Annotated in this window: 24 protein-coding genes and 1 other RNA gene; 15 read left to right on the top strand and 10 right to left on the bottom strand. The window is 59.3% G+C overall.

Annotated elements, in window-relative coordinates:
• The first annotated feature begins 27 nt into the window (after positions 1-27).
• The 3 genes from AC2FFD_RS02200 to rnpB all read left to right on the top strand — a co-directional run bounded on the left by AC2FFD_RS02200 (position 28) and on the right by rnpB (position 1,915).
• Complete coding sequence (locus AC2FFD_RS02200) at positions 28-732, top strand: excalibur calcium-binding domain-containing protein (RefSeq protein ID WP_496871721.1); 705 nt, start codon at positions 28-30, stop codon at positions 730-732.
• On the top strand, positions 683-1,393 hold the full coding sequence (locus AC2FFD_RS02205) for an N-acetylmuramoyl-L-alanine amidase (protein ID WP_254439950.1): 711 nt from the start codon (positions 683-685) through the stop codon (positions 1,391-1,393). Before AC2FFD_RS02200 ends, AC2FFD_RS02205 begins: the two co-directional genes overlap by 50 nt.
• 122 nt (positions 1,394-1,515) lie before the next feature.
• Positions 1,516-1,915, top strand: an RNA gene (gene rnpB / locus AC2FFD_RS02210) — RNase P RNA component class A.
• A gap of 6 nt (positions 1,916-1,921) precedes the next feature.
• Here rnpB and AC2FFD_RS02215 read toward each other — a convergent pair.
• The 3 genes from AC2FFD_RS02215 to AC2FFD_RS02225 form a co-directional block, all read right to left on the bottom strand.
• On the bottom strand, positions 1,922-2,254 hold the full coding sequence (locus AC2FFD_RS02215; protein ID WP_152458759.1) for a GYD domain-containing protein: 333 nt from the start codon (positions 2,252-2,254) through the stop codon (positions 1,922-1,924).
• Between the two features lie 67 nt (positions 2,255-2,321).
• The gene (locus AC2FFD_RS02220; RefSeq protein ID WP_496871723.1) at positions 2,322-3,164 is read right to left on the bottom strand and encodes a DUF2182 domain-containing protein; all 843 of its coding nucleotides are present in this window, start codon (positions 3,162-3,164) and stop codon (positions 2,322-2,324) included.
• Positions 3,165-3,177: 13 nt separating this feature from the next.
• Positions 3,178-3,813, bottom strand: coding sequence for a DUF1326 domain-containing protein (locus tag AC2FFD_RS02225; protein WP_496871725.1), 636 nt, complete (start codon positions 3,811-3,813; stop codon positions 3,178-3,180).
• A gap of 267 nt (positions 3,814-4,080) precedes the next feature.
• On the opposite strand from AC2FFD_RS02225, the gene AC2FFD_RS02230 reads away from it, so the two are divergent.
• The 3 genes from AC2FFD_RS02230 (at position 4,081) to AC2FFD_RS02240 (ending at position 5,798) form a co-directional block, all read left to right on the top strand.
• The gene (locus AC2FFD_RS02230) at positions 4,081-4,788 is read left to right on the top strand and encodes a DUF533 domain-containing protein (RefSeq protein WP_496871727.1); all 708 of its coding nucleotides are present in this window, start codon (positions 4,081-4,083) and stop codon (positions 4,786-4,788) included.
• Positions 4,789-4,915: 127 nt separating this feature from the next.
• Positions 4,916-5,083 carry a 50S ribosomal protein L33 gene (gene rpmG / locus AC2FFD_RS02235; protein WP_037309480.1) on the top strand — a complete coding sequence of 56 codons (168 nt, stop codon included), beginning with the start codon at positions 4,916-4,918 and terminating at the stop codon, positions 5,081-5,083.
• A gap of 208 nt (positions 5,084-5,291) precedes the next feature.
• Complete coding sequence (locus tag AC2FFD_RS02240) at positions 5,292-5,798, top strand: hypothetical protein (protein ID WP_257599141.1); 507 nt, start codon at positions 5,292-5,294, stop codon at positions 5,796-5,798.
• A gap of 136 nt (positions 5,799-5,934) precedes the next feature.
• Here AC2FFD_RS02240 and AC2FFD_RS02245 read toward each other — a convergent pair whose 3' ends face one another.
• The gene (locus AC2FFD_RS02245) at positions 5,935-6,714 is read right to left on the bottom strand and encodes a Bax inhibitor-1/YccA family protein (protein WP_170343624.1); all 780 of its coding nucleotides are present in this window, start codon (positions 6,712-6,714) and stop codon (positions 5,935-5,937) included.
• 184 nt (positions 6,715-6,898) lie between these two features.
• Positions 6,899-7,108: a DUF1127 domain-containing protein gene (locus tag AC2FFD_RS02250; protein WP_170343625.1), complete on the bottom strand. Its 210-nt coding sequence runs from the start codon at positions 7,106-7,108 to the stop codon at positions 6,899-6,901.
• A 124-nt stretch (positions 7,109-7,232) separates the two neighbouring features.
• Between AC2FFD_RS02250 and AC2FFD_RS02255 the strand changes: the two genes are divergently transcribed.
• Positions 7,233-8,114 (top strand): LysR family transcriptional regulator, encoded by an 882-nt coding sequence (locus tag AC2FFD_RS02255; protein ID WP_496871731.1) that lies wholly within the window; start codon positions 7,233-7,235, stop codon positions 8,112-8,114.
• Between the two features lie 6 nt (positions 8,115-8,120).
• Here the strand turns inward: AC2FFD_RS02255 and AC2FFD_RS02260 are convergent, their stop codons facing one another.
• Positions 8,121-9,077 (bottom strand): NADPH:quinone oxidoreductase family protein, encoded by a 957-nt coding sequence (locus AC2FFD_RS02260; protein WP_496871732.1) that lies wholly within the window; start codon positions 9,075-9,077, stop codon positions 8,121-8,123.
• A 338-nt stretch (positions 9,078-9,415) separates the two neighbouring features.
• Between AC2FFD_RS02260 and AC2FFD_RS02265 the strand changes: the two genes are divergently transcribed.
• The 3 genes from AC2FFD_RS02265 (at position 9,416) to AC2FFD_RS02275 (ending at position 12,068) form a co-directional block, all read left to right on the top strand.
• The gene (locus AC2FFD_RS02265; protein ID WP_170343628.1) at positions 9,416-9,787 is read left to right on the top strand and encodes a helix-turn-helix domain-containing protein; all 372 of its coding nucleotides are present in this window, start codon (positions 9,416-9,418) and stop codon (positions 9,785-9,787) included.
• A gap of 40 nt (positions 9,788-9,827) precedes the next feature.
• Positions 9,828-10,619: a histidinol-phosphatase gene (gene hisN, locus AC2FFD_RS02270; protein ID WP_496871734.1), complete on the top strand. Its 792-nt coding sequence runs from the start codon at positions 9,828-9,830 to the stop codon at positions 10,617-10,619.
• 114 nt (positions 10,620-10,733) lie between these two features.
• Positions 10,734-12,068 carry an 8-oxoguanine deaminase gene (locus tag AC2FFD_RS02275; protein WP_496871736.1) on the top strand — a complete coding sequence of 445 codons (1,335 nt, stop codon included), beginning with the start codon at positions 10,734-10,736 and terminating at the stop codon, positions 12,066-12,068.
• Here AC2FFD_RS02275 and guaD read toward each other — a convergent pair.
• Positions 12,065-13,351 (bottom strand): guanine deaminase, encoded by a 1,287-nt coding sequence (guaD, locus tag AC2FFD_RS02280; protein ID WP_425078657.1) that lies wholly within the window; start codon positions 13,349-13,351, stop codon positions 12,065-12,067. The two genes, AC2FFD_RS02275 and guaD, sit on opposite strands and share 4 nt — an antisense overlap.
• A 136-nt stretch (positions 13,352-13,487) precedes the next feature.
• Between guaD and mgtE the strand changes: the two genes are divergently transcribed.
• Positions 13,488-14,882 (top strand): magnesium transporter, encoded by a 1,395-nt coding sequence (mgtE, locus tag AC2FFD_RS02285; RefSeq protein WP_496871738.1) that lies wholly within the window; start codon positions 13,488-13,490, stop codon positions 14,880-14,882.
• Positions 14,879-15,436 carry a 5-formyltetrahydrofolate cyclo-ligase gene (locus tag AC2FFD_RS02290; protein WP_480683856.1) on the top strand — a complete coding sequence of 186 codons (558 nt, stop codon included), beginning with the start codon at positions 14,879-14,881 and terminating at the stop codon, positions 15,434-15,436. The genes mgtE and AC2FFD_RS02290 overlap by 4 nt, the downstream gene beginning before the upstream one ends.
• 3 nt (positions 15,437-15,439) lie before the next feature.
• Here AC2FFD_RS02290 and AC2FFD_RS02295 read toward each other — a convergent pair whose 3' ends face one another.
• A complete protein-coding gene (locus AC2FFD_RS02295; protein WP_425078654.1) occupies positions 15,440-15,667 on the bottom strand; it encodes a putative hemolysin in 228 nt (75 codons plus the stop codon).
• A 133-nt stretch (positions 15,668-15,800) separates the two neighbouring features.
• On the opposite strand from AC2FFD_RS02295, the gene AC2FFD_RS02300 reads away from it, so the two are divergent.
• The 3 genes from AC2FFD_RS02300 to AC2FFD_RS02310 all read left to right on the top strand — a co-directional run bounded on the left by AC2FFD_RS02300 (position 15,801) and on the right by AC2FFD_RS02310 (position 19,314).
• A complete protein-coding gene (locus AC2FFD_RS02300; protein ID WP_480683859.1) occupies positions 15,801-16,616 on the top strand; it encodes a TIGR00282 family metallophosphoesterase in 816 nt (271 codons plus the stop codon).
• An 87-nt stretch (positions 16,617-16,703) separates the two neighbouring features.
• On the top strand, positions 16,704-18,482 hold the full coding sequence (locus AC2FFD_RS02305) for an SLC13 family permease (RefSeq protein WP_496871740.1): 1,779 nt from the start codon (positions 16,704-16,706) through the stop codon (positions 18,480-18,482).
• A 94-nt stretch (positions 18,483-18,576) separates the two neighbouring features.
• Positions 18,577-19,314, top strand: a complete 738-nt coding sequence (locus AC2FFD_RS02310) for a YbaY family lipoprotein (RefSeq protein WP_496871742.1) — start codon at positions 18,577-18,579, stop codon at positions 19,312-19,314.
• A gap of 13 nt (positions 19,315-19,327) precedes the next feature.
• Here the strand turns inward: AC2FFD_RS02310 and AC2FFD_RS02315 are convergent, their stop codons facing one another.
• Together AC2FFD_RS02315 and AC2FFD_RS02320 are read right to left on the bottom strand one after the other, a co-directional pair.
• The gene (locus AC2FFD_RS02315; protein ID WP_480683862.1) at positions 19,328-20,989 is read right to left on the bottom strand and encodes an FAD-binding dehydrogenase; all 1,662 of its coding nucleotides are present in this window, start codon (positions 20,987-20,989) and stop codon (positions 19,328-19,330) included.
• A gap of 10 nt (positions 20,990-20,999) precedes the next feature.
• On the bottom strand, positions 21,000-21,857 hold the full coding sequence (locus AC2FFD_RS02320; protein WP_496871744.1) for a bile acid:sodium symporter family protein: 858 nt from the start codon (positions 21,855-21,857) through the stop codon (positions 21,000-21,002).
• Between the last annotated feature and the right edge of the window lie 44 nt (positions 21,858-21,901).

Here is a 21,901-nt window from a genome sequence, read left to right on the forward strand (position 1 = left end):
CTGAAGCACTAGACACGGAGCCAAACAATGCGCGTTTTGCTTTTGGTGCCCGCTCTTGCACTGGCAGCTGCATGCACGGATGTCGCGCCGCTGACCAGCACAGGTTTCAACACGCCTGAATACCAGGCGCAGCGCGAGGCTCAATTGGCAGGTCAGGGTGCGGTCGGCAACCCTCTGCTGGCTCCGGTCGATGTGTCACAACAACCGCTGGGCGCCCCGGGTGCGGCGACTGTTGCGACGGGTGAAAACGCGGATATCGCCAACCAAGCCGCGGCGGCATTGGCCAGCACATCTGGCCAAGACCCAGCCGCTGCTACGGCGGTTCCGGTGGCGAACACTGGTGCGATTTCGGATGAACAGGATTTTTCTGCCGTGTCCGAACGCCGCAGCATCGAATCCGACGCCGCCCGGATCGAGCAGAACCGCCAGACCTACGAAATCGTGGCCCCTACGGCAGTGCCCGAGCGTACGGCGAGCGGCCAGACAAACATCGTGCAATACGCGTTGAGCACGTCCAATCCCGTCGGCACCCAACTCTACAGACGCTCGGGCTTCAACCTTCAGGCCAAGGCTCAGAGGAACTGCGCGCAATTCCCATCCGCCGATCAGGCTCAGATCGAGTTTCTGTCCAATGGCGGCCCCCAGCGTGATCGCAAAGGTCTGGACCCGGATGGGGACGGCTATGCATGTGGCTGGGACCCAAGCCCGTTCCGCAGTGCCGTCAGCAACTGACGCCCTGAGCCCGATCTGGCATCCGTCGCCAAATTTCGGCGAACGCCGGGGTGGTCTGACGCCGTCTTTGATCGTGATCCACTACACGGCGATGGACAGCGCGCAGGCGGCTCTGGATCGTCTGTGCGACCCAAAGGCCGAGGTCTCGGCCCACTACCTGATCGGCAATGATGGCACGCTGTGGCAGATGGTGCGTGAAGAGCACCGCGCTTGGCATGCGGGTGCCGGAGAATGGCACGGTCAGACCGACATCAACTCTCGTTCCATTGGCATCGAGTTGGACAACACCGGCAAGCATCCGTTCCCGGAACCCCAGATGCACCGGCTGGAACAGCTGTTGCGCCAGATAATGCACCGTTGGGCCATCTTGCCAAACGGTGTTATCGGCCATTCGGACATGGCGCCCGGGCGCAAATTTGACCCCGGTCCGCGATTTGACTGGTCGCGGCTCGAGCGCAATTTGCTGGCCGCGCCCCGCGGAAATGCCGCTGGTCTGCCAACTGCATCAGAGGGCCAGTTCCGAAACCTGGCTCAAGCCGCCGGTTTCAGCGCTGATGTAGACAATGAAACTCTGTTGCATGCCGTCCGTCTTCGATACCGCCCATGGGGCAGGGGGCCATTGCAGCAAGCCGACCTCGCCCCGTTGATCCGGCACTCCTGATCCGCACTTCATCTGGCCGAAAATATCCCGGGGTTGAATTGGCCGCAGGCCAAGAAGGGGCTGGCCCCTTAACCCCTTTCCACTCTTGACGATGCCGGGCGCAGAGCCTACCCAGCCCAAGCGCGGAGGGCCGGATGGCCGCTGGGGTCGCAAGGCCCGAGAGGAAAGTCCGGACTCCACAAGACAACGGTGCCGGGTAACGCCCGGGCGGGGTAACCCGACGGAAAGCGCCACAGAAATCAGACCGCCTGCGACTTCGGTCAAGGGTAAGGGTGAAACGGTGGGGTAAGAGCCCACCGCGCCGCTGGCAACAGCGGCGGCACGGCAAGCCCCACCGGGAGCAATGCCAAATAGGGTCCCCGCGCGGGCCGGTCGGCGCAAGCCGATACCGCCGCTAAGCGCGTCTTGGCCGAGAGGGACCGGGTTGGCAGCTTGAGCCATGCAGCAATGCACGGCCTAGAGGAATGGTCATCGAAGGGGGCAACCCCGGAACAAGATCCGGCTTACAGGTCCTCCGCGCGTATCCTCCTATCCTCCGGGCGGCGTGTAGGAGCCGGTCAGCGCCGCCGCCTTTTCGGTTATCGACGTGAACTCGTCCGCAGTCCAGGCGCGAACGGTTTCAATGTTCGTCACTGCACCCGATGCGGCGACGGCCATGCCAACGGCCACGGCGTCTGTGCCATCAGGGGCTTCGCTGATCACGACCACGTCGTTGCTGCCGGTTGTCATGTAGAAGGACAGCAACCTGCCACCTACTTTTTCCAGCAGAGCCTTCACCGGACCGGTGCGGTTCTCGGGCTTTTGCAACATGCCTTTGACACCGGCTTGCGAGTAAGATGCGTAAGTAATGAAAATGGGCATGGATACCTCCTGTTACATCAAATCGTTTTTGGGTCTTCAAGTCAGCCGACCCCGGGGCCGTCGAAAATCAGGTGCCAGAAAACAACGGCGCCGTGATGAACCAAAGGCCCGCACCGATCAGCGCAGAACCTGTCACCGGCACAAGCCACCGGGCCCCGGGCAGGAGTTTTTCCAGCGCGACATAGGCGGCAACTCCGACAATCCAGTAGAGGTTCATGATCCCACCGACGAACAGCAGCAACATCAGTGCCCAGCAGCATCCCAGACAATACGTGCCGTGCAGGATACCGGTTCGGAATGCACCGAATGTTCCGGGCCGGTTGTGATCGGCCAGGAAACGTGCGGGGCTTTGACAGTGGCGCAGGCATGCGTTTTTCAAACCTGAAAACTGATAGGCGCCAGCCGCCAGCAGAATACTTCCTGCGAAGACGCCCGAGCTGATCGTCATCATCCGCCCGTCGGACAGCCCGACATGTTCCAACCCCCATTGCAATGCGGTTGCAATCAGGCTGAGCGCCCCCCAGGCCACCAGATAGCCGGATAAAAACCACAGGCTGAACGCAACCGTCCGATGCTTTTCGGGCCCTGTCCGCTTGACCGCGATGAACAGAAGAACGGCAGGCGCAGCGCTCGGGGTCATCATGGCGATCATCATGATCCACCACATCAGAAAGATCAGCAAGGCATGGCTTGCGCTCCACGCTGCTGCCGGGCCCATTTGCATAGGGTCTCCGACCGGGCCGGCCATCCGGGTCATCTCGACCGCGGACATGTTCATCCCGACGCCGGCTATCGTGTACCAGGTTGCACCGAGGATGATCAGAAGGACGCTTCCCAGAACAATCGCGTTGTCCTGTCTCAGCAACCGCTCAACCGTCCGGCCCCGGGGCGATGCGTTCTGTTCGGCCATGGGGGTTCTCTGCCTAAGCGCCCAAGACGCCATGGCCCGAGATGTTCAGATGCGCCAGATGAGCGTGCGTCGCGTCAAAGGTCAGGCTGATCTGACCGCCTGTTGTCGTCGCACTGCCCGATGCCGCCTCGGCATGGCGGTATTCAAAGCCATTCGGCAATTGTATCGACGCGCGGTGAGGTGCGCCCGAGACGATATGAGGGATCGGATTGACCACGACATCGAAAACCCCGGCAACCTTGGCGTATCCGCTGCGCTCTTCGCGGTTCCAATCCAGCTCGATCGGAACAAACAGCGTTTCATGTTTCAAAGGCGCCATGGCGCTGAAGACATACCAGAACGTAGCCATTTCATCCGTGTCCTGACCGGTCATGATCGCTTGCAACGCGGCCCGCTGGTCAGCCTTTGCGCTTTCATCAATGATCAGCTGCATCTGACCCTTGCCCTCATGAATTGGCCCCGGCCAATGATAGACCCCTGCCGCCCGAAGCCCGCCCAGATCAATGTCACCGTAGTGACCGCTTTGAATGTCGAAAACGACAACCGCCTCGCAGTTTCCATGAGACGGAAGTACGCTGAACTGACACGGGCAACCGAAATTGCAATTGCAATTGGCCAGTTCTTCGGCCTGAATAGCCCATTCTGTCATGATAGCCCCCAAGAAAAGTCGCGTGGAACAACTCTGCTCGTTGCAGGTTGCCCCCATTCACGCTGCCTCGGCCTTCGAGCCTGAATTCGGCTTCTTGGATGGGCGAACTTATCACGAATTCGTGATATGCACAAACATGATGCCGGATAACGCGCCTTCTTCAGGTGTTATGGTGCGCGTCAGTCGCGTTGGGGTTGAGCGCAGTATTCGGGATTGCATTCGGCTGTTAGGCTTTTGGAACCAATTTGAAGATATGGGAGGTTGATTATGAGCTTTATGAAAACGCTGGCGTCCGTTGCCATTGGTTTTGCTGCGGCCAAGGGCATGGAAAAATATCAGAAGATGGGCGGCATGGCTGGGCTGCAAGACAAGATGCAAGGCGCCGGCGGTGGTTTCGGCGTGGATCAGCTGGGCAAAATGGCAGAACAGTTTGGTCTGCCCGGTGGCGCGTCAGGCTTGCAGGACATGATGAGCAAGATGGGCATCGGCGGCAGCACAGCCGGGGCCGCCGGATTGGGTGGATTGTTGAATGCCATGCAGGGGGCGGCCAAGACGGCCAATCAACACACGGGTGACATGATGGAAACCGTGTTCGGCGGCACGCCTGCGGGTGCGGCGATGGAAGAGCAGGCGAAGCTGATGCTTCGGGCGATGATCCAAGCTGCCAAGGCGGATGGCGAACTGGATGAGCAGGAAAAGGAAATCATTCTGGGTGAATTGGGCGATGACGTCAGCGAGGAAGAGCGCGCATTCGTGCAAGAGCAGCTGAACGCACCGATTGACGTCATGGGATTGGCGGCTGATTCTGGTGCGCCGCTCAAGACGCAGATCTATGCGACATCCCTGGCTGCGATCCGTCTGGACAACGCGCGCGAGGCGTCCTATCTGCGGCAATTGTCCACCGCGTTGGGCCTTTCGGACGCGGAAAGAGACCAGATTCACACCTATATGGGCGCGCCAACCCTGCCCGGGTGAACCTGCAACAGATTCCTGAGCCGGTATCATCCGATTGGCCTTGACATGGGCGGTGCAGCGCGTAAAAGCGCACGCTCATAGGAATTCAACCGAAAGGCCCCTGCCTTTTCGGACGCAGGAGATAACCATGGCGAAGCCGACGACAATCAAGATCCGTCTGAACTCGACCGCGGGCACGGGCCACTTCTACGTGACCAAGAAGAATGCGCGCACCATGACCGAGAAAATGACCATTCGTAAATACGACCCGGTCGTTCGCAAGCATGTCGAGTACAAGGAAGGCAAGATCAAGTAATCTGCCATTCCATTTGGAAATTCCGAAAAAGGGCTCTGGTGTACAGAGCCCTTTTTCAGTTCCGGTTTCCTGATTTCGGCGGGTGGCAGGCCTGGGCAGTCCGTTGCAGTGGCGCATCAGCGTTTGGGACAATCGCATCCCCTGCGGCTTGCTTTTTGTGGGAACCTGCAAGTACGCTTCAGCAAACCGCCACAAAATGTTGACCGCCATGAAAAAAATCTTGTTATCCACAATTGCCGTTCTAACCCTAGCGGCCTGTGAAGACCCGTTTAACCGCGAAGGTGTCGGGTTTACTGGAATCGATGGCGAACCACGCACGATTTCGGACGTACCCGGAGCCGTAGCCTTTCTGCCAGATGCGACCAACGTTCCGGCAGAACTGGCGGAACTGCGGACAGTCACGCTTTTGAGTGATGAGGTGGATCCTTCCAAGGTCGCATCGGTTGCAATCGACAACGGCGGCCAGACGCCGGACACTGCGGTGCAATTGCAAGGGAGCGACACGAACCTGTTCCTCAGCACTGTCAGTGTGAACGGCACTTTGTTTGGTGTGCTGCGCACGCATTCCAACAGTGTGAAAGTCGACAATTCGATCGGTGTGGGCTTTGCGGAAGAAACAGAGCGTTTCACCGGCTGTCTGCCGGCTGGCGGTGTTTTCCGCAAAGGAACATCCGAAAAGAGCTCGGGCTTTGCCATTCCGCTGAACTGTAGCTGAACACATAAACGCTTCGGAAACAGAAAGCCCCGCCTTGTCAGGCGGGGCTTTTCATTTCCGGGTAAAAGAAGTCCGGCGCGCAAAGAAAAGGGCCGGTCAATGACCGGCCCCAAACCAATTCAGGTGTCAACAAAGGCTATTCCTGCTGGCCCATGAACATCAGCAGGAACTGGAACATGTTCAGGAACGAGATGTACAGGCTCAGCGCGCCGTCAAAGGCCGCTTTGTCCAGCCATTCCTGATCGCCATGCGCAGCATGGGCGACGTATGTGTTCTTGATGTCCTGCGTGTAGAACGCGGTCAGACCGGCAAAGATCAGGATGCCAATGGCCGAGATGGCCAGCATCATCACGCCGGATTGCAGAAACAGGTTGATGATCATTGCAACCAGCAGACCAATCACACCCATCATGAAGAAGGTGCCCATTCCGCTGAGGTTCCGCTTTGTGGTGTAGCCATAAAGGCTGAGGCCAGCAAAGGCGATTGCCGTCACCAGGAAGGTCTGGGTAATCGAGTAGGGCGTGAAGATCATGAAGATCGAGCTCATCGAGATGCCCATTACCGCGGCAAAGACGAAGAAGCCAAGCTGAACTGTCGCGGCTGAGCCGCGGCGCATCAGGGCACCCCAGCCAAATAGGATAAAGGCCAGCGGCGCAAACATGACCACCCATTTCAGCGGCGACAGGAACAGCGCGCCACCCAGGCTGGTCAGATAGCGATCTGCGCCGATCTGTGCGACCGCGTTGCTTGGATCGCTGGTTACTGCCAGACCGGCAATAGCCCATGCCGCCAGTGCAGTGATCAGCATGCCGACGGACATTGTGCCGTAGACTTTGTTCATGTGGGCGCGCAGGCCCTGATCAATCTCGGCGGCGCGCGCGCCGGATGCCGTCCGGATCGTGTCGAATTGTGCCATCAAAGGGTCTCCCTAGTCGTCAAGTTAGAGCGCCCCGGCAGAGCGGGGCGGTTTTCCATCTAAATATCGGCAACAAGGGGCTGTGTTTCAAGAGATTCCGCGGGAAAACCGACTAAAACACGCAACAAAAATGCCAACAGGCGACTCGACGTCGCCCATCGCCATAAAAATATGAGAGTCGCAGTCACCTTTTCCAGAATTGAGGTGCATCCCAGAAGAAGCGTTCTGCTTCTGAGGTTGCTTCCTCGCGGGTCAGACCGATATCGTCCAGCATGGCGGCATCCAGCTGTGCCAGCTTTCGCCGCTGTCTGGACAGTTCGAACGCTTGAGAGATCAGGGACACCAAAGAACGTTTGGCCGGTTTGCAGGGATTATGGATTGCGAGTTGCGTCATAACTTGTCCTTTCTGTATTCTCGATGGTTTTGCTGGCTGTTATCAATTTCCTTGATTGATATGGGTGCGCATGACATATTTTGAAAACGAATATTTTTGATGGAACGCATAAGGAATCGTGAAGATGCGGAATTTGGACATTACAACCCTGCGATCCTTTGTGGCGGTGGCGGATCAGGGCGGAGTGACCCGCGCTGCCGGATTTCTGCACCTGACGCAGTCAGCGGTGTCCATGCAGCTGAAACGGCTGGAGGAGCTGCTGGGCCTGGAGTTGCTGGACCGAAGCGGCAGAACAATTGCCCTGACCGCATCCGGTGAGCAACTGCTGGCCTACGCGCGCCGCATGATTGCCCTGAATGACGAGGTAATCTCGAAACTCACCGACCAGGCCTTTGAAGGCGAAGTGGTTCTGGGCGTTCCCCATGACATCGTCTACCCCGCGATCCCCCGGGTCCTGCAACGGTTCAACGCCGATTTTCCCCGTGTCAGGGTGCAGTTGGTGTCGTCCTATTCACTGCAATTGAAAGACATGTACAAGCGGGGCGAATGTGATGTGATCCTGACGACCGAACCGTCTTCGGCCGATGGCGCAGAGACCATCGCAGAGCTGCCGTTGCGCTGGATCGGTGCGCCGGGCGGATCTGCATGGCGCAAACGTCCGTTGCCTCTGGCGCTTGGACGGCGCTGCTTGTTCAGACCGCAGGTCATTTCGGCACTGGATGCCGCCGGAGTACCGTGGGAACTGTCAGTGGAAACCGAAAACGACCGGACAATAGAAGCCACGGTCAGTGCCGATCTTGCCGTACACGCAATGCTGGACGGAACCGAGGCCGCACATCTTGAACAGATCGACTCGGGTGGGGCTCTGCCGGATTTGCCTGCGCATATGATCAATCTATACGGTGGGGAATCGGGCCGGGATGCGGTTGTCGAGGCTCTGGCACAATTGGTGCGTCAGAACTTCAGATTGCTGGGCGGTACGCAGTTGCGGGCGGTGGTTGGGTGATCGCGATCAGGGCGTGATCACGATCTTGCCCGTCGATTTTCGCTCTTTCAGCAACTGCATTCCCTGCGCGACGTCTTCAAGTGGCAGGACGTGACTGATATGCGGTTTTATCCTGCCCTCTGAATGCCATTTGAACAGAGTTTCAAAACTGTTGCGCACAGCTTCGGGGCGGAACTTCAGATAGCCACCGATATACACCCCGATCACGGTCAGGTTTTTGACCAGAAGATGATTGGCCGGAATCTGCGGGACGTCGCCCCCGGCGAATCCGATGGGCAGCAAACGCCCTTCGGGATTGGTCGCGCGGAAAGCGGCCTTGAACACATCCCCGCCGATGACGTCATAGACGACATCCGCGCCGCCCAGCGATTTGACCCGTTCCCGCAAGTCTTCGGAAGCATCGATCAGATGATCGGCACCAGCGGCACGGGCAACGGCAAGCTTGTTCTCGCCGCGTGCCTGCGCGATGACCGTGGCGCCCATGAGTTTGCCGATTTCGACGGCGGTCAGGCCGACGCCTCCCGCTGCGCCGGTGACCAGAAGGGTTTCACCCGGTTGCAGGCGTGCCCTGTGTTCAAGGGCAATGTGACTGGTGGCATATGCGATCTGGATGGCGGCGGCGTCTTCGAAGCCGGTGCCGTCCGGCAGCACGATCGCACGGTCCGCGTCGAACACGCCGTATTCTGCCAACCCGCCCTGACCTGAATAGACCGCGATCCAGTCGCCCGGCCTCAGCGTCGAAACGCCGGGACCGACTGTATCCACGACGCCGGCGATCTCCATGCCCAGAGTGAATGGGGCAGGTGGCGTGTCCTGATACGCGCCCGTCTGCATCAGCAGATCGGCGAAGTTCAGGCCGCACGCTTTTATGGCGACCCGCACCTGACCTTCGCCCGGCTCGGGTATTTTCACGTCACAAAGCTGGGCAGACGCCCCGTCGTATGGAATGCAATAGGCCCGCATATCGTTCCTCAAGAATTTGCGACATAGGCGCGTGTGCCGCCAGAAAAGTCAATCCGTTTGCTGCGCGGGCGGAAAAGGGTCCTATTTTGAAGGCGGATTCAGTTGCAGGAGTACGTTTCTGTAAAGGCTTGAGGTAATACAACCACAAATCCCTGTCAGGGGTGTTCGACTCAACCAGCTTGAAAAAAATCTCAAAACCGGCATTATATGCAGTTAGTGCTGTAAACGGGGGGCGGTACAGTCCGTATTAGGGAGCGGTTAAGGGGAGCTCTCTAAAACTGCGATATCGGACGTCGCAAAATCCCGTGCAGATGTTTGTGTAGTATAGGAGAATACCAATGACTCATCACGTCGATGTCCATGTGGGCAAGCGCGTTCGGCATCGCCGCTGGCTGATTGGGATGACCCAGCAGCAGTTGGCGCAGCAAGTTGGTATCAAGTTTCAGCAAATCCAGAAATATGAGACCGGTGCCAACCGAATCAGCGCATCCCGCCTGTGGGACATCGCCGAGGCGCTGGATGTTCCGGTCAGCTTTTTCTTCGAAGGTCTGGAAGAAGCCCAGAAAAGCGATGCGGACAAGAAATCCGTCCCTGCTGACCTGATGGGTGACAAAGAAGCTCTGGATCTGGTGCGCTCTTACTATGCGATTCCGGAAAACCAGCGTCGCCGCCTGTTCGAACTGGCGCGGGTTCTCAGCGACGTTGCCTGACTGACTTGACTTTGTCGCGGATTGCCCGCACCTCGGGGACATGCAACCGACGACACTGAGCGATATCGAAATTGCCGAAGAAATGGCCGAGGCTGCGCGTGAGGCCATACTCCCCTTTTTTCGTCAAACAAATCTGGAAACCGCCAACAAACTGACCGACGGGTTCGACCCGGTCACCGTGGCTGACCGCGCCGCTGAACAGGCGATGCGGGACGTTCTGGCGCGGCGGTGCCCGGATGACGGTGTGCTGGGCGAGGAGTTCGGGGCGCATACGGGCACCAGTGGCCGTACCTGGGTACTGGACCCCATCGATGGCACCCGTGGGTTTATCAGCGGCACGCCAACCTGGGGTGTTCTGATTGCGCTGAGCGATCAGGACGGGCCGTTTATGGGAGTAATCGATCAGCCTTATATCGGAGAGCGCTTTGTCGGATCGTCTTCCGGTGCTCACATGACCGGTCCGCAAGGCACCAGAAGAATGCAAACGCGCGATACCAGGGCGCTGGATCAGGCGACTTTGTTTACCACGTTCCCCGAGGTTGGAACCCCGAAGGACCGCGCAGGGTTTCAGGCCGTGTCCGATCAGGTGCAGCTGACGCGCTATGGAATGGATTGCTATGCCTATGCGCTTCTGGCTGCCGGGCAGGCGGATTTGGTGATCGAGGCGGGCTTGAATTCCTATGATATCCAAGCGCCGATTGCCGTTATTCAGGCGGCTGGCGGTGTCGTGACCGATTGGCAGGGCGGCCCCGCGCATCAAGGCGGTCGGGCCCTGGCTGCGGCCAACGCTGACCTGCACGCCGCAGCGCTTGAGATACTCCGCCAATTCTGAATCCTGTTGCCCGGCGCATCAAAGGCAACTACACCGGGGATGGCCGGTTCTTGCGCCCGTTTTCCACCGGCCGACGCACTTCTTGCATGAGACGGGCAGATGCAGGAGCGCGAAATGACGGAAACCCTACTCAAGAATGCTGATCTGATCCTGACGATGGAGGAGTCCCGGCAGGAATTGTCCAAGGCCGATATTCTGGTCCGCGACGGGCAGATTGCCCGGATCGGGCGGGGATTGGAAACACAGGGTGAGGTGCATGATGTTTCAGGCTGTGTGGTGACGCCCGGCCTGGTGAATACCCACCACCATCTTTATCAAACTCTGACACGGGCGGTGCCGGGCGGACAGGATGCGTTGCTGTTTGGGTGGCTGCAAACGCTCTACCCGATCTGGTCGCGTTTCGGGCCGGAGGAAATGTTCACCTCGGCCCAGATCGGTTTGGCCGAACTGGCGCTGTCGGGGTGCACGCTCAGTTCCGATCACCTTTACCTCTATCCCAATGGTGCGCGGCTTGAGGATACGATCGCTGCCGCATCCGAGTTGGGGATGCGGTTTCATCCGACACGCGGCGCGATGAGCATCGGCGAGAGCGATGGGGGTCTGCCGCCGGACCATCTGGTGGAAAAGGAAGCCGCCATTCTGGACGACATGGTACGTGTCGTGGATGCGTTTCACGACCCGTCGGAGGGTTCGATGTGCCGCGTTGGCCTTGCCCCGTGTTCACCGTTTTCCGTCAGCCGGGACCTGATGCGCGATGCGGCGTTGCTGGCGCGGGACAAGGGCGTGATGCTGCATACCCATCTGGCCGAGAATGATGAGGATATTGCCTATTCGCAGGCACAATTCGGCTGCCGCCCGGGGCAATATGCCGAGGAATTGGGTTGGACCGGCCCGGATGTCTGGCACGCCCATTGCGTCAAGCTGGACGGGGCCGAGATTGATCTGTTCTCGCGCTCTGAAACAGGCGTGGCCCATTGCCCCTGTTCAAATTGCCGCCTCGGATCGGGTATCGCGCCGGTGCGGGCGATGCGCGATGCGGGTGTCAAGGTCGGCCTCGGCGCGGATGGATCGGCCAGCAATGACAATGGCAACCTCATGCTTGAGGCGCGCCAGGCCATGTTGTTGCAGCGGGTCGCCAATGGTGCGGATGCCATGTCGGCCCGCGAAGCGCTTGAGATCGCGACGCGCGGCGGGGCGGATGTGTTGGGACGTCCCGATTGTGGACGGCTGATGCCCGGAAAACGTGCCGATATTGCGGTGTGGGATATCCGCGGTATCGAAAGCGCGGGCAGTTGGGATCCGGCGGCCCTGCTTCTGGCGGGGCCGATGTCTGTGAAACATCTGTTCGTCGAAGGCCGCCAGATCGTACGTGACGGGCACATAACGACCATTGATCTGCCCCGCGTGATCGAGCGTCAGAACACGCTGGCCCGGGCGTTGCAGGCTTAAGCCGCCTGCCGCCCGCCGATCCAGACCTCTGCCACGGCCCGATCATCGCCCATCATGATCGTCGGGAAGATCGCTTCCCAAACGTCTTCTGCATGGGCCTCGCGCTGGGCGATGGCGGGGGTCGAGGCGAGGTCGATCACGACCAGATCCGCCTCCATCCCCGGAGTGATGTTTCCGATGCAGTCGTCCATACGCAGGCTACGGGCCGATCCGACCGTGCCCAACCACAGCAATTGCGCCGGGTGCAGAGGGCGGCCGCGCAATTGGCCGATCTCATAGGCGGCGGCCATGGTGCGCAGCATCGAAAAGCTGGACCCGCCGCCGGTATCCGTGGCCAGACCGATCCGGTGGCCATCATGGATCAGCCCGTTCATGTCAAACAGTCCCGATCCGATGAAGGTGTTCGACGTGGGGCAATGAATCAAAGAGGCATCGACCTCGCGCAGCCGATCCCGTTCCCGGTCTTCCAGGTGGATGACATGGCCATACAGGCCGTTCTGGCCCAGCAGGCCAAATTTCTCGTAGGTGTCCAGATAATCCCTTGCATCAGGGAACAGGGACCGGACCCATTCGATTTCATCCGTTTGCTCGCTCAGATGGGTTTGCATGAGACAATGGGGATGTTCGGCCCAAAGCGCGCCCATGGCCTCAAGCTGTTCCGGGGTCGAGGTTGGCGAAAAGCGTGGTGTGATCGCATAGGACAGGCGATCGACGCGGTGCCATTTCTCAAGCAGTGCGGCGGACTGGTCATAAGCCGTCTGCGCGGTGTCGCGCAGACCTTCGGGCGCGTTACGGTCCATGCAGGTCTTGCCGGCGACCACACGCTGCCCACGCTGTTGCGCCGCGGTGAAAAAGGCATCCACGCTTTCAGGGTGAATCGTGCAAAAACTGCACATGGTCGTGGTGCCGTGGGCGGTCGTCAGGTCCAGATACCGGTTGGCGATCTCGGCCGCATAGTCGAAATCGCCGAACTTCATCTCTTCCGGGAAGGTGTAGGTGTTCAGCCAGTCGATTAGCCGCTTGCCCCAGCTGGCGATCATCGCCGTCTGTGGATAATGCACATGCGGGTCGACGAACCCAGCCATGATCAAGCGCGATCCGTGATCCTTCGTGACTGCGTCAGGATGGGCTTTTTTCAGCGCGTCGATGGTGCCGATCTCGGTAATTCGCCCGTGTTCGATCACGACCGCTTCGTCCAACCGGGTCGCCTCGGTCGGCTCTCCGTCGAAGGGTGAGCCTGTGAAACTCAGAACACGCCCTTTCAAAAGCGTCTTTTGCGCCATTTTCCCTGTTCTCCGCCTGTTTGGAACCGCACACCAGCATAGGCGGACGAAAGAAGTGGGTAAATCGGCGCATTGTCATTGTTTTCCGGTAGCTGCTTCTTCTATTTAAGAGCAAATCGTAAAAAAGGGGCAGAGCATGACGACAGGCAGAGACGAAGCCGGACACGATCAGCCCCGGGATGAAGACGCCTATGCGTTGGACCCCAAGGCAGTAGCGGCAATCCTGTACGCGGTGGATATAGACGACCGCGACAAGCTGGTTGAGTTGATGGAGCCGCTGCACTCGGCCGACATTGCCGACCTTCTTGAACAGATCAATCCGTTTGACCGGTCGCGCCTGATTCGCCTGTACGACAAAGAGTTTGACGGCGACATCCTGTCCGAACTGGATGAATCAGTTCGTGAAGAGGTGATCTCGGTCCTGAACCCGGATGTTCTGGCCGATGCCGTGCGCGAGATGGAAAGCGACGATGTCGTTGACCTGCTTGAAGACCTTGAGGAACCACAGCAGGAAGCCATTCTGGGCGCGCTGGAGGATTCCGAACGGATCGCAGCCGAACAGGCCCTGTCCTACCCCGAGAACTCGGCGGGTCGCCTCATGCAGCGTGAAGTGGTCATGGCGCCCGAGCATTGGACCGTTGGCCAAGCCATTGACTTCATGCGCGCCAATGACGATTTGCCCGAGCAGTTCTATCACGTCGTTCTGGTCGATCCGCGCCTGAAACCTGTGGCGCAGGTGACGTTGGGCAAGCTGATGGCGGCGCGGCGTGACGTGCCTCTGCTTGATCTGGCAGAGGAGGAGTTTCACATCATCCCTGTCGATCAGGATGAGGAAGACGTGGCTTATGCCTTCAACCAGTATCACCTGATCTCGGCCCCGGTGGTGGATGCGGATGGCCGTTTGGTCGGTGTCATCACCATTGATGACGCGATGGTCGTTCTGGATGAAGAGCATGAAGAAGACATCCTGCGTCTTGCCGGTGTCGGCGACGAAAGCTCGTTGTCCGACAGCGTGGCGGCAACCAGCCGGCGAAGGTTGCCCTGGCTGGCGGTGAACCTGTGCACGGCGATCTGTGCCTCTTTGGTGATTTCGCAATTCGAGGCGGCGATTGATCAACTGGTCGCGCTGGCCATCCTGATGCCGATCGTCGCGTCGATGGGCGGCAATGCTGGAACACAGTCGCTCACCGTTACGGTGCGTGCCTTGGCGACGCGCGACTTGACCAATGCAAACGTGCTGCGCGTTATTCGCCGGGAACTGCTGGTGGGGATGCTGAATGGGCTCTGCTTTGCAATCGTGCTGGGGACCGTGGGGATGCTGTGGTTCGATTCCCCGCTGCTGGGTGTCGTGATTGGGTCGGCCTTGGTCGTGAACATGATCATCGCAGGCTTTGCAGGTACGGTAGTACCAGTCGTGCTGGACCGCTTGGGCATCGACCCGGCGCTGGCATCGGGAACCTTTGTGACAACCACGACGGATGTCATGGGTTTCTTCATATTTCTTGGGCTTGCCAGCGTGGTGCTCCTGTGACCGATCTGACCGAAATCAAAGCCGCGGCGCGCAAAGCGGCGTTTGCCCGCCGCAAGACCGCGTTTGATGCCCGCTTGCCGGGCGCAGCCGGGCGCTTGTCCGAGGTTCTGGCAGGCCATCGCGGCGTTCCCCTGTCAGGTTACATGCCGATCCGGACCGAGATCGACCCGGTGCCTGCGATGGCCGAGGCATCGGCTTATGGCCCGGTGGGGGTGCCTGTCATTCAGGCAGCCGGTCAGCCGCTGAAATTCTCTCGCTGGACGCCGGACGGTGTGCTCAAGGATGGCCCGTTCGGTGCAAAAGTGCCCCAGGTGGATGACTATTTCGACCCCGAAATCCTGATCGTGCCGCTGGTCGCCTTCGATGCAAATGGTGGCCGCCTGGGGTATGGCGGCGGGTTTTATGACCGAACGCTGGAAGGCTTGCGCTCCAAACGCCCGACGCTTGCCATTGGCTTTGCTTTTGACGCGCAAGAGACTGCGGATCTGCCGCTCGAGCCAACCGACCAACCACTGGACATGGTTGTCACGGAAAGCCGCGTGCTGACCTTCTAGCTGCTACTGTTCGAAATGGCTGCGCAAGTAATCCCAGGCATCCACCTCGGTGCCGTCTTTCAGGATGCAGATGCCATAGACACTGCCGTCTTCGTTTTTACGAAGCTGGTAGGTCCCGTCGTTTTCAATGCAGAAGGTCGCGGCGGGGTTGGGCATGGATGTCTTGGTGCCTTCGGCCGCGGCAGCGGTTGCCGCCAAAAGGCAGCCGGTCAGAACAATTGACGACTTCACGAAGAATTCCTTTTGTATTCAAAAGACGTATCGAAACATTGCCACGGCAGAATTTGATTTCAACCCCGAAGTCTGCCGTTAATTTCACGCTTCCGCCTTGTTATTGCCCTGTACAGCCCCTACGACCCGGATCATGAAGATTCTGTTTCTTGGCGATGTCATGGGGCGCGCGGGCCGCGCTGCCGTTCAACAGCATTTGCCGCGCCTGCGCGACGAATGGCGGCTGGATTTTGTTGTAGTCAATGGCGAAAACGCGTCGAACGGCATGGGGTTGAGCGGAGATCACGCCAGGCTGTTGCTCGACGCCGGGGCAGATTGCCTGACGCTGGGCGATCATGCGTTCGACCAGAAAGACATGCTGCAATTCATCGAGAAGGAACAGCGCATCATACGACCCGTGAACTTCGCCAAAGGCGCGCCGGGGCGGGGTCATCGGTTGTTCACGGCGCCGGGGGGGCGCAAGGTTCTGGTGGTTCAGGTGTTGGGTCAGGTCTTTATGAAGCGTCCGTTCGATGATCCGTTCTCAGCCATTGAGCCGATCCTGAAATCCCATCCCAGGGGAGGTCAGGCGCAAGCAATCATCGTGGACATGCATTGCGAAGCGACGTCCGAGAAGATGGCGATGGGGCATTACTGTGACAAGCGCGCCAGCCTTGTGGTGGGAACGCATACCCATGTGCCAACCGCGGATTCGCAGATTCTGCCGGGTGGCACCGGGTATCTGACAGATGCAGGCATGTGCGGAGACTACGATTCGGTCATCGGCATGGACAAGCAAGAGCCGATGCGACGGTTCATCACCGGTATGCCCAAGGCGCGCTTTACCCCCGCAAATGGTGAGGCCACACTGAGCGGCGTGTTCGTGGAAACCGATGATCGTGACGGACAGGCCAAATCCGTGCGCATGGTGCGGGTCGGCGGGCGTCTGGAACAAGCCGGGCCCGAATAGTCATCGTCAGGCTTGCTCTGTCGGGCGCAATGCGTGAAACTGCATGTCATCAGGCGCTTGGGCCGGGGTTCGGACAGAATACCACGAATGAATTTCCTTTCACTGACAGACACAGGAAGCGCAGTTCTGGCGCTGGTCATCGTTGCGGGCATGTTCATCATGTTCCTGCGCGAGGTTTATCCGACCGAAGTCGTGGCGATTGGCGGTGTCTCACTGATGCTTGTAACCGGCATCCTGCCCTATCAAAGCGCGCTTGCGGTTCTGTCCAACCCGGCACCCTGGACGATTGCCGCGATGTTCATCATCATGGGGGCCTTGGTGCGGACCGGAGCCCTGGACTCGTTCACCTCGACCGCGCAGAAGCAGGCTCAGGTAAACCCGCGTATTGCCATCGCTTTGCTTATGGGGTTTGTCGTGCTGGCCTCGGCGGTGGTGTCGAATACGCCAGTGGTCGTGGTGATGATACCGGTCTTTGTGCAAATTGCCCGCACCCTGAACGTTCCCGCGTCCAAATTGCTGATTCCGCTGAGTTATGCGGCCATTCTGGGCGGCACGCTGACATTGATCGGCACGTCCACCAACCTGCTGGTGGATGGCGTGGCCCGCGCGCAGGGGATGAAACCCTTTACGATTTTCGAAGTCACGCCGCTGGGGATCGCGCTGGTGATCTACGGCATGATCTATTTGCGCTTCATCGCGCCCAAACTGTTGCCCGAGCGGGACAGCATGGCGTCGCTGCTCAGTGACCGGTCCAAGATGAAGTTCTTTACCGAAGCCGTCATTCCGCCGGACAGCAACCTGATCGGGCGCGAAGTGACCGGCGTGCAGTTGTTCAAACGCCCCGGCGTGCGTCTGATCGATGTCATCCGGGGGGATGAGTCGTTGCGGCGCAACTTGAAAGGCGTCGAACTGAAGGTCGGCGACAGGGTGGTTTTACGCACCGAGATGACCGAACTTCTGAGCCTTCAGCGCAACCGGGAACTCAAACGCGTGGATCAGGTATCCGCCGTTGAAACCAAGACGGTTGAGGTGCTGATCACGCCCGGGTGCCGTCTGGTGGGGCGGACCCTTGGGATGATGCGGCTTCGGCGTCGCTATGGCGTTTACGTGCTGGCGGTGCACCGTCGCAACCAGAATATCGGCCGTCAGCTGGATGATTTGGTGGTCAGGGTTGGGGATACGTTGCTTTTGGAAGGTGCCCCGGCGGATATCCAGCGGCTGGCGGCTGATATGGACATGGTGGACGTCACACAACCATCGGCTCGAGCATTCCGTCGAAGCCATGCACCCATTGCGATTGGTGCTCTTGTAGGGATTGTCGCCCTCGCCGCGCTGGGCATTGCGCCCATCCTGTTGTTGTCGATTGTTGCCTGCGCCGTGGTTCTGCTGACCCGCTGTATCGACGCGGATGAGGCGTTTTCCTTTGTTGAAGGTCGTCTGTTGGCGTTGATCTTCGCGATGCTGGGCATAGGGGCTGCGCTGGACAGCTCGGGCGCGGTTTCCCTGATCGTCGAGGCCATTGCGCCGGGGCTCAGTGCCTTGCCGCCATTCCTGATTATCTGGGCGATTTATCTGCTGACCTCGGTGCTGACCGAACTGGTCTCCAACAACGCCGTTGCGGTTGTCGTCACCCCGATCGCCATCGGTCTGGCGCAGGCGGTCGGAATAGATCCGCGTCCGCTGGTCGTCGCGGTCATGGTGGCGGCCTCGGCATCGTTTGCAACACCTATCGGATACCAGACGAACATGATGGTCTATGGTCCCGGAGGCTACAGGTTCACCGACTTCATGAAAGTGGGCGTGCCGCTGAACCTGACGGTCGGATTGTTGGCGTCCCTGCTGATCCCGTTGATCTGGCCGTTATGACATCGGCACAGATTTGCCGCTTTGCTCGCGGCGTACTTGTAAATGTCGGATGAACAGCAATCTTTTGTAGAACTGATATTTGAAGGGTACTGCCATGCTGACACTCGTCCGCACCACGTTTCCTGCGGTTGCCTTCGCCACCGTTTTGAGCGGCACATCGCTTGCTGGAACCGTCGAAGGAACCGCAACCTACCGAGAGCGTATTGCGCTTCCGCCCGACACGACCTTGTTCGTCGAGCTTCAGGACATCTCATTGGTGGATGCGCCGGCCGAAACGCTTGCCGCGCAGAGATATGCCCTGACCGGTGTGCCGGCACAGTTTGAACTGACCTATGATGATGCGTTGATCCAGGACGGGCACAGATATGCCGTGCGTGCTTCGGTCATGCAGGGGCAAAACCTGTTGTTCACCACCGATACCGTCTACCCGGTTCTGACAGATGGGGCCGAGAATTCAGCTGACCTGCTGATGATACAGGTGCAACACCAAGGTGCCGCGATGCTGGAAAACACCGAATGGGTCGCTTCGGGCCTCAATGGTGCGCCTGTCGAGACAGAGAAACGTCCTGAGCTTGCTTTCGGGCAGGGCGGAGCGTTTTCAGGTAGTGGTGGCTGTAACAGGTTCAGTGGCCAGGCCGAGATTTCTGCCAATCGGATCGCGTTCCCGGACAATATGGCTGCAACGCTCATGGCGTGCCCACCCCCGCTGGACGAGGTCGAGCGGCAGTTTCTGAAAGCGATGCAAACTGTCACGACCTTCGCGGTGCAAGGCAACGCGCTGGCCTTGCTGGATGCTCAGGGTGAGCCGGTGATCAAACTGGAGCGCAAGTAAAAGGGCAGGGTTGTCAGGCGACGGCCCTCGATCGCCCTGCGTTGCGACCCGAAAAGATGCAGCCACCCAGAAAGGTCCCTTCCAGCGCGTTGTAACCGTGATAACCACCGCCACCGAACCCTGCGACTTCACCGGCTGCGAACAGGCCGGGCACCACCTGGCCGTCGGCGCCGATCATCTGACTGTCCAGATTGGTCTGCAAACCGCCCAGTGTCTTGCGGGTCAGCACGTGCAGCTTGACCGCGATCAGCGGGCCATTCTTGGGGTCCAGGAACTTGTGCGGCTTGGCGGTGCGGATCAGTTTGTCTCCACGATAATTGCGGGCTGCAAGGATCGCCATCATCTGCGCGTCTTTTGAGAACGGATTGTCGACCTGAGAATCCCGCGCCTCGATCTGGGCACGCAAATGGGCCTCGTCTATCAGCCCCCCACCCAAATGGTTCATCCCGTTGACCAGCTCGGTCAGCGTGTTGGCTACGACGAAATCCTCGCCCTTCTCCTTGAATGCCTCGACCGGGGCGGTCGCTTTGGACCCGGACAGTATGCGTTGACGAATAACCTCTTTCCAGCTGCCTGACGTGAAATCGGGGTTCTGTTCAGACCCGGACAGGGCGAATTCCTTCTTGATCACCTTCTGAGTCAGAACGAACCAACTGTATTCATACCCGGTGTTCAGGATTTCGCGCAGTGTCCCCAGCGTATCGAACCCGGGCAGGCAGGGGGGCTGCAACCGGTTTCCGCGCGCGTCGAACCACATCGAGCTGGGGCCGGGCAGAATGCGAATGCCATGGGCGGGCCAGATCGGATCCCAGTTGCGCACGCCTTCGGTGTAATGCCACATGCGGTCGCCGTTGATGACATGGCCGCCGGCCTTTTCGCTGATGGCGATCATCCGACCGTCCACATGGAAGGGCACACCCGCCACCATGTCCTTGGGCGGTTCGCCCAGACGGTCGCGGGGCCAGTTCTGGCGCACCATCTCGAAATTGCCACCGATCCCGCCCGAGGTCACGATGACCGACGGGGCATAGACCTCGAACTCGCCCACCTCGTCGCGGTTGGTCTTGCCGCCGCGCGGGGCCGCGTCATCGGCCAGCACCTCGCCCGAGACGCCCTTGGCCTCGCCGTTCTGCATGATGATGTGGCTGACCTGATGGCGGTATTTCATCTGGATCAGGCCGGCACTGACATGGTCGCGGACCCGGCGGATGAAGTGTTCCAGCACGCCGGGTCCGGTGCCCCAGGTGATGTGAAAGCGCGGGACAGAATTGCCGTGCCCGTTTGCGTAGGACCCGCCACGTTCAGCCCAGCCCACGACCGGAAACCAGCGCAGGCCCATGTCATGCAGCCAGGGACGCATTTCACCGGCGGCGAACTCGATATAGGCTTCGGCCCATTTACGGGGCCAGGTATCTTCTTCGCGGTCGAACTGCGCGCTGCCCATCCAGTCGCGCAACGCCAGATCGTGGCTGTCGCGGATACCCATGCGGCGTTGTTCCGGCGTGTCGACCATGAACAGGCCACCCAGGCTCCAGAAGGCCTGACCGCCCAGAAAACCTTCTGGTTCCTGATCGAGTATGATTACCTTCTTGCCTCGGTCGCCCAGTTCGGCAGCGGCGGCCAATCCGGCCAGACCAGCCCCGACAACGATCGCATCAGCAGTGTTGTTTGTCATAACGGTCCTTTCAGCGCCTGCGGAACCAGACAAGAAACGGCAGAACCACGGCGTACATCGTAATACCATATACCGCCGAGGGCAGGGCCAGCGGGCTGAACCCGCTTTCGGTATTCGTGATCAGCGCCGCCAGTGTAATGCCCAGCGTGGAATTTTGAATTCCGGTTTCGATCGAGATCGTCTTGCACTCATTCCAGGACAGGTTTGTTATCCGCGCCAGCCCCAATCCGATGAACAGCAGGGCGATATTCAAAGAAATCAAGCCTGCGCCCATGATGCCGAGATTGTCGACGAACAATGGCCAGTTCCCGGCCAGAGCCGCGGCAATGATCAGCACGAACAAAACGGTCGCGAGCGCCGACAACCCCGGCTCGACACGGTTTGCAAACCCTGTTGCAAAGTTGCGAACTCCGACCCCGATTGCCACGGGCAGCGTTGTTATCAGAAACAGTGCAACAGCCAGCCCGGTGATCGAAACCTCGGGGGCTTCGTCGCCCATGAAATGCGCGATCGACCAGGCGGCCAGTATCGGCACGGTCACCATCGACAGAAGGCTGATCACGGCGGTCAGGCTGACTGAAAGCGCGACATCGGCCTTGGCGAGCTTTGACAGGATATTGCTGGTTACGCCGCCCGGGCAAAAACTGAGCAGCATGAAACCAACGGCGATCTCAGGCGGCAAAGCAAAAAATTTGACCGTCGCAAAGGCCGCCACCGGCAATAGAACAACCTGACTTGCCGCCCCGATGGCAAAGGCGCGTCGTCGGCTCAGGACACGGCGGAAGTCTGCCACCTCCAGCCCGATGCCCAGAGACAGCATGATAACGGCCAGTGAAACCGGCAGACCGACGTTAATGAGCAGATCCAAGGACAACTCCTCCCAAAGTTGCGTCAGATCAGCCTAAGCGAGGG

Source organism: Ruegeria sp. YTSC002 (assembly GCF_059609845.1).

Excerpts from the sequence above, each read along its gene's own strand:
- AC2FFD_RS02200 (WP_496871721.1), top strand. The coding sequence starts at position 28 with ATGCGCGTTTTGCTTTTGGTGCCCGCTCTTGCACTGGCAGCTGCATGC.
- AC2FFD_RS02205 (WP_254439950.1), top strand. The coding sequence starts at position 683 with ATGCATGTGGCTGGGACCCAAGCCCGTTCCGCAGTGCCGTCAGCAACT.
- AC2FFD_RS02215 (WP_152458759.1), bottom strand. The coding sequence starts at position 2,254 with ATGCCCATTTTCATTACTTACGCATCTTACTCGCAAGCCGGTGTCAAA.
- AC2FFD_RS02220 (WP_496871723.1), bottom strand. The coding sequence starts at position 3,164 with ATGGCCGAACAGAACGCATCGCCCCGGGGCCGGACGGTTGAGCGGTTG.
- AC2FFD_RS02225 (WP_496871725.1), bottom strand. The coding sequence starts at position 3,813 with ATGACAGAATGGGCTATTCAGGCCGAAGAACTGGCCAATTGCAATTGC.
- AC2FFD_RS02230 (WP_496871727.1), top strand. The coding sequence starts at position 4,081 with ATGAGCTTTATGAAAACGCTGGCGTCCGTTGCCATTGGTTTTGCTGCG.
- rpmG (WP_037309480.1), top strand. The coding sequence starts at position 4,916 with ATGGCGAAGCCGACGACAATCAAGATCCGTCTGAACTCGACCGCGGGC.
- AC2FFD_RS02240 (WP_257599141.1), top strand. The coding sequence starts at position 5,292 with ATGAAAAAAATCTTGTTATCCACAATTGCCGTTCTAACCCTAGCGGCC.
- AC2FFD_RS02245 (WP_170343624.1), bottom strand. The coding sequence starts at position 6,714 with ATGGCACAATTCGACACGATCCGGACGGCATCCGGCGCGCGCGCCGCC.
- AC2FFD_RS02250 (WP_170343625.1), bottom strand. The coding sequence starts at position 7,108 with ATGACGCAACTCGCAATCCATAATCCCTGCAAACCGGCCAAACGTTCT.
- AC2FFD_RS02255 (WP_496871731.1), top strand. The coding sequence starts at position 7,233 with ATGCGGAATTTGGACATTACAACCCTGCGATCCTTTGTGGCGGTGGCG.
- AC2FFD_RS02260 (WP_496871732.1), bottom strand. The coding sequence starts at position 9,077 with ATGCGGGCCTATTGCATTCCATACGACGGGGCGTCTGCCCAGCTTTGT.
- AC2FFD_RS02265 (WP_170343628.1), top strand. The coding sequence starts at position 9,416 with ATGACTCATCACGTCGATGTCCATGTGGGCAAGCGCGTTCGGCATCGC.
- hisN (WP_496871734.1), top strand. The coding sequence starts at position 9,828 with ATGCAACCGACGACACTGAGCGATATCGAAATTGCCGAAGAAATGGCC.
- AC2FFD_RS02275 (WP_496871736.1), top strand. The coding sequence starts at position 10,734 with ATGACGGAAACCCTACTCAAGAATGCTGATCTGATCCTGACGATGGAG.
- guaD (WP_425078657.1), bottom strand. The coding sequence starts at position 13,351 with ATGGCGCAAAAGACGCTTTTGAAAGGGCGTGTTCTGAGTTTCACAGGC.
- mgtE (WP_496871738.1), top strand. The coding sequence starts at position 13,488 with ATGACGACAGGCAGAGACGAAGCCGGACACGATCAGCCCCGGGATGAA.
- AC2FFD_RS02300 (WP_480683859.1), top strand. The coding sequence starts at position 15,801 with ATGAAGATTCTGTTTCTTGGCGATGTCATGGGGCGCGCGGGCCGCGCT.
- AC2FFD_RS02305 (WP_496871740.1), top strand. The coding sequence starts at position 16,704 with ATGAATTTCCTTTCACTGACAGACACAGGAAGCGCAGTTCTGGCGCTG.
- AC2FFD_RS02310 (WP_496871742.1), top strand. The coding sequence starts at position 18,577 with ATGCTGACACTCGTCCGCACCACGTTTCCTGCGGTTGCCTTCGCCACC.
- AC2FFD_RS02315 (WP_480683862.1), bottom strand. The coding sequence starts at position 20,989 with ATGACAAACAACACTGCTGATGCGATCGTTGTCGGGGCTGGTCTGGCC.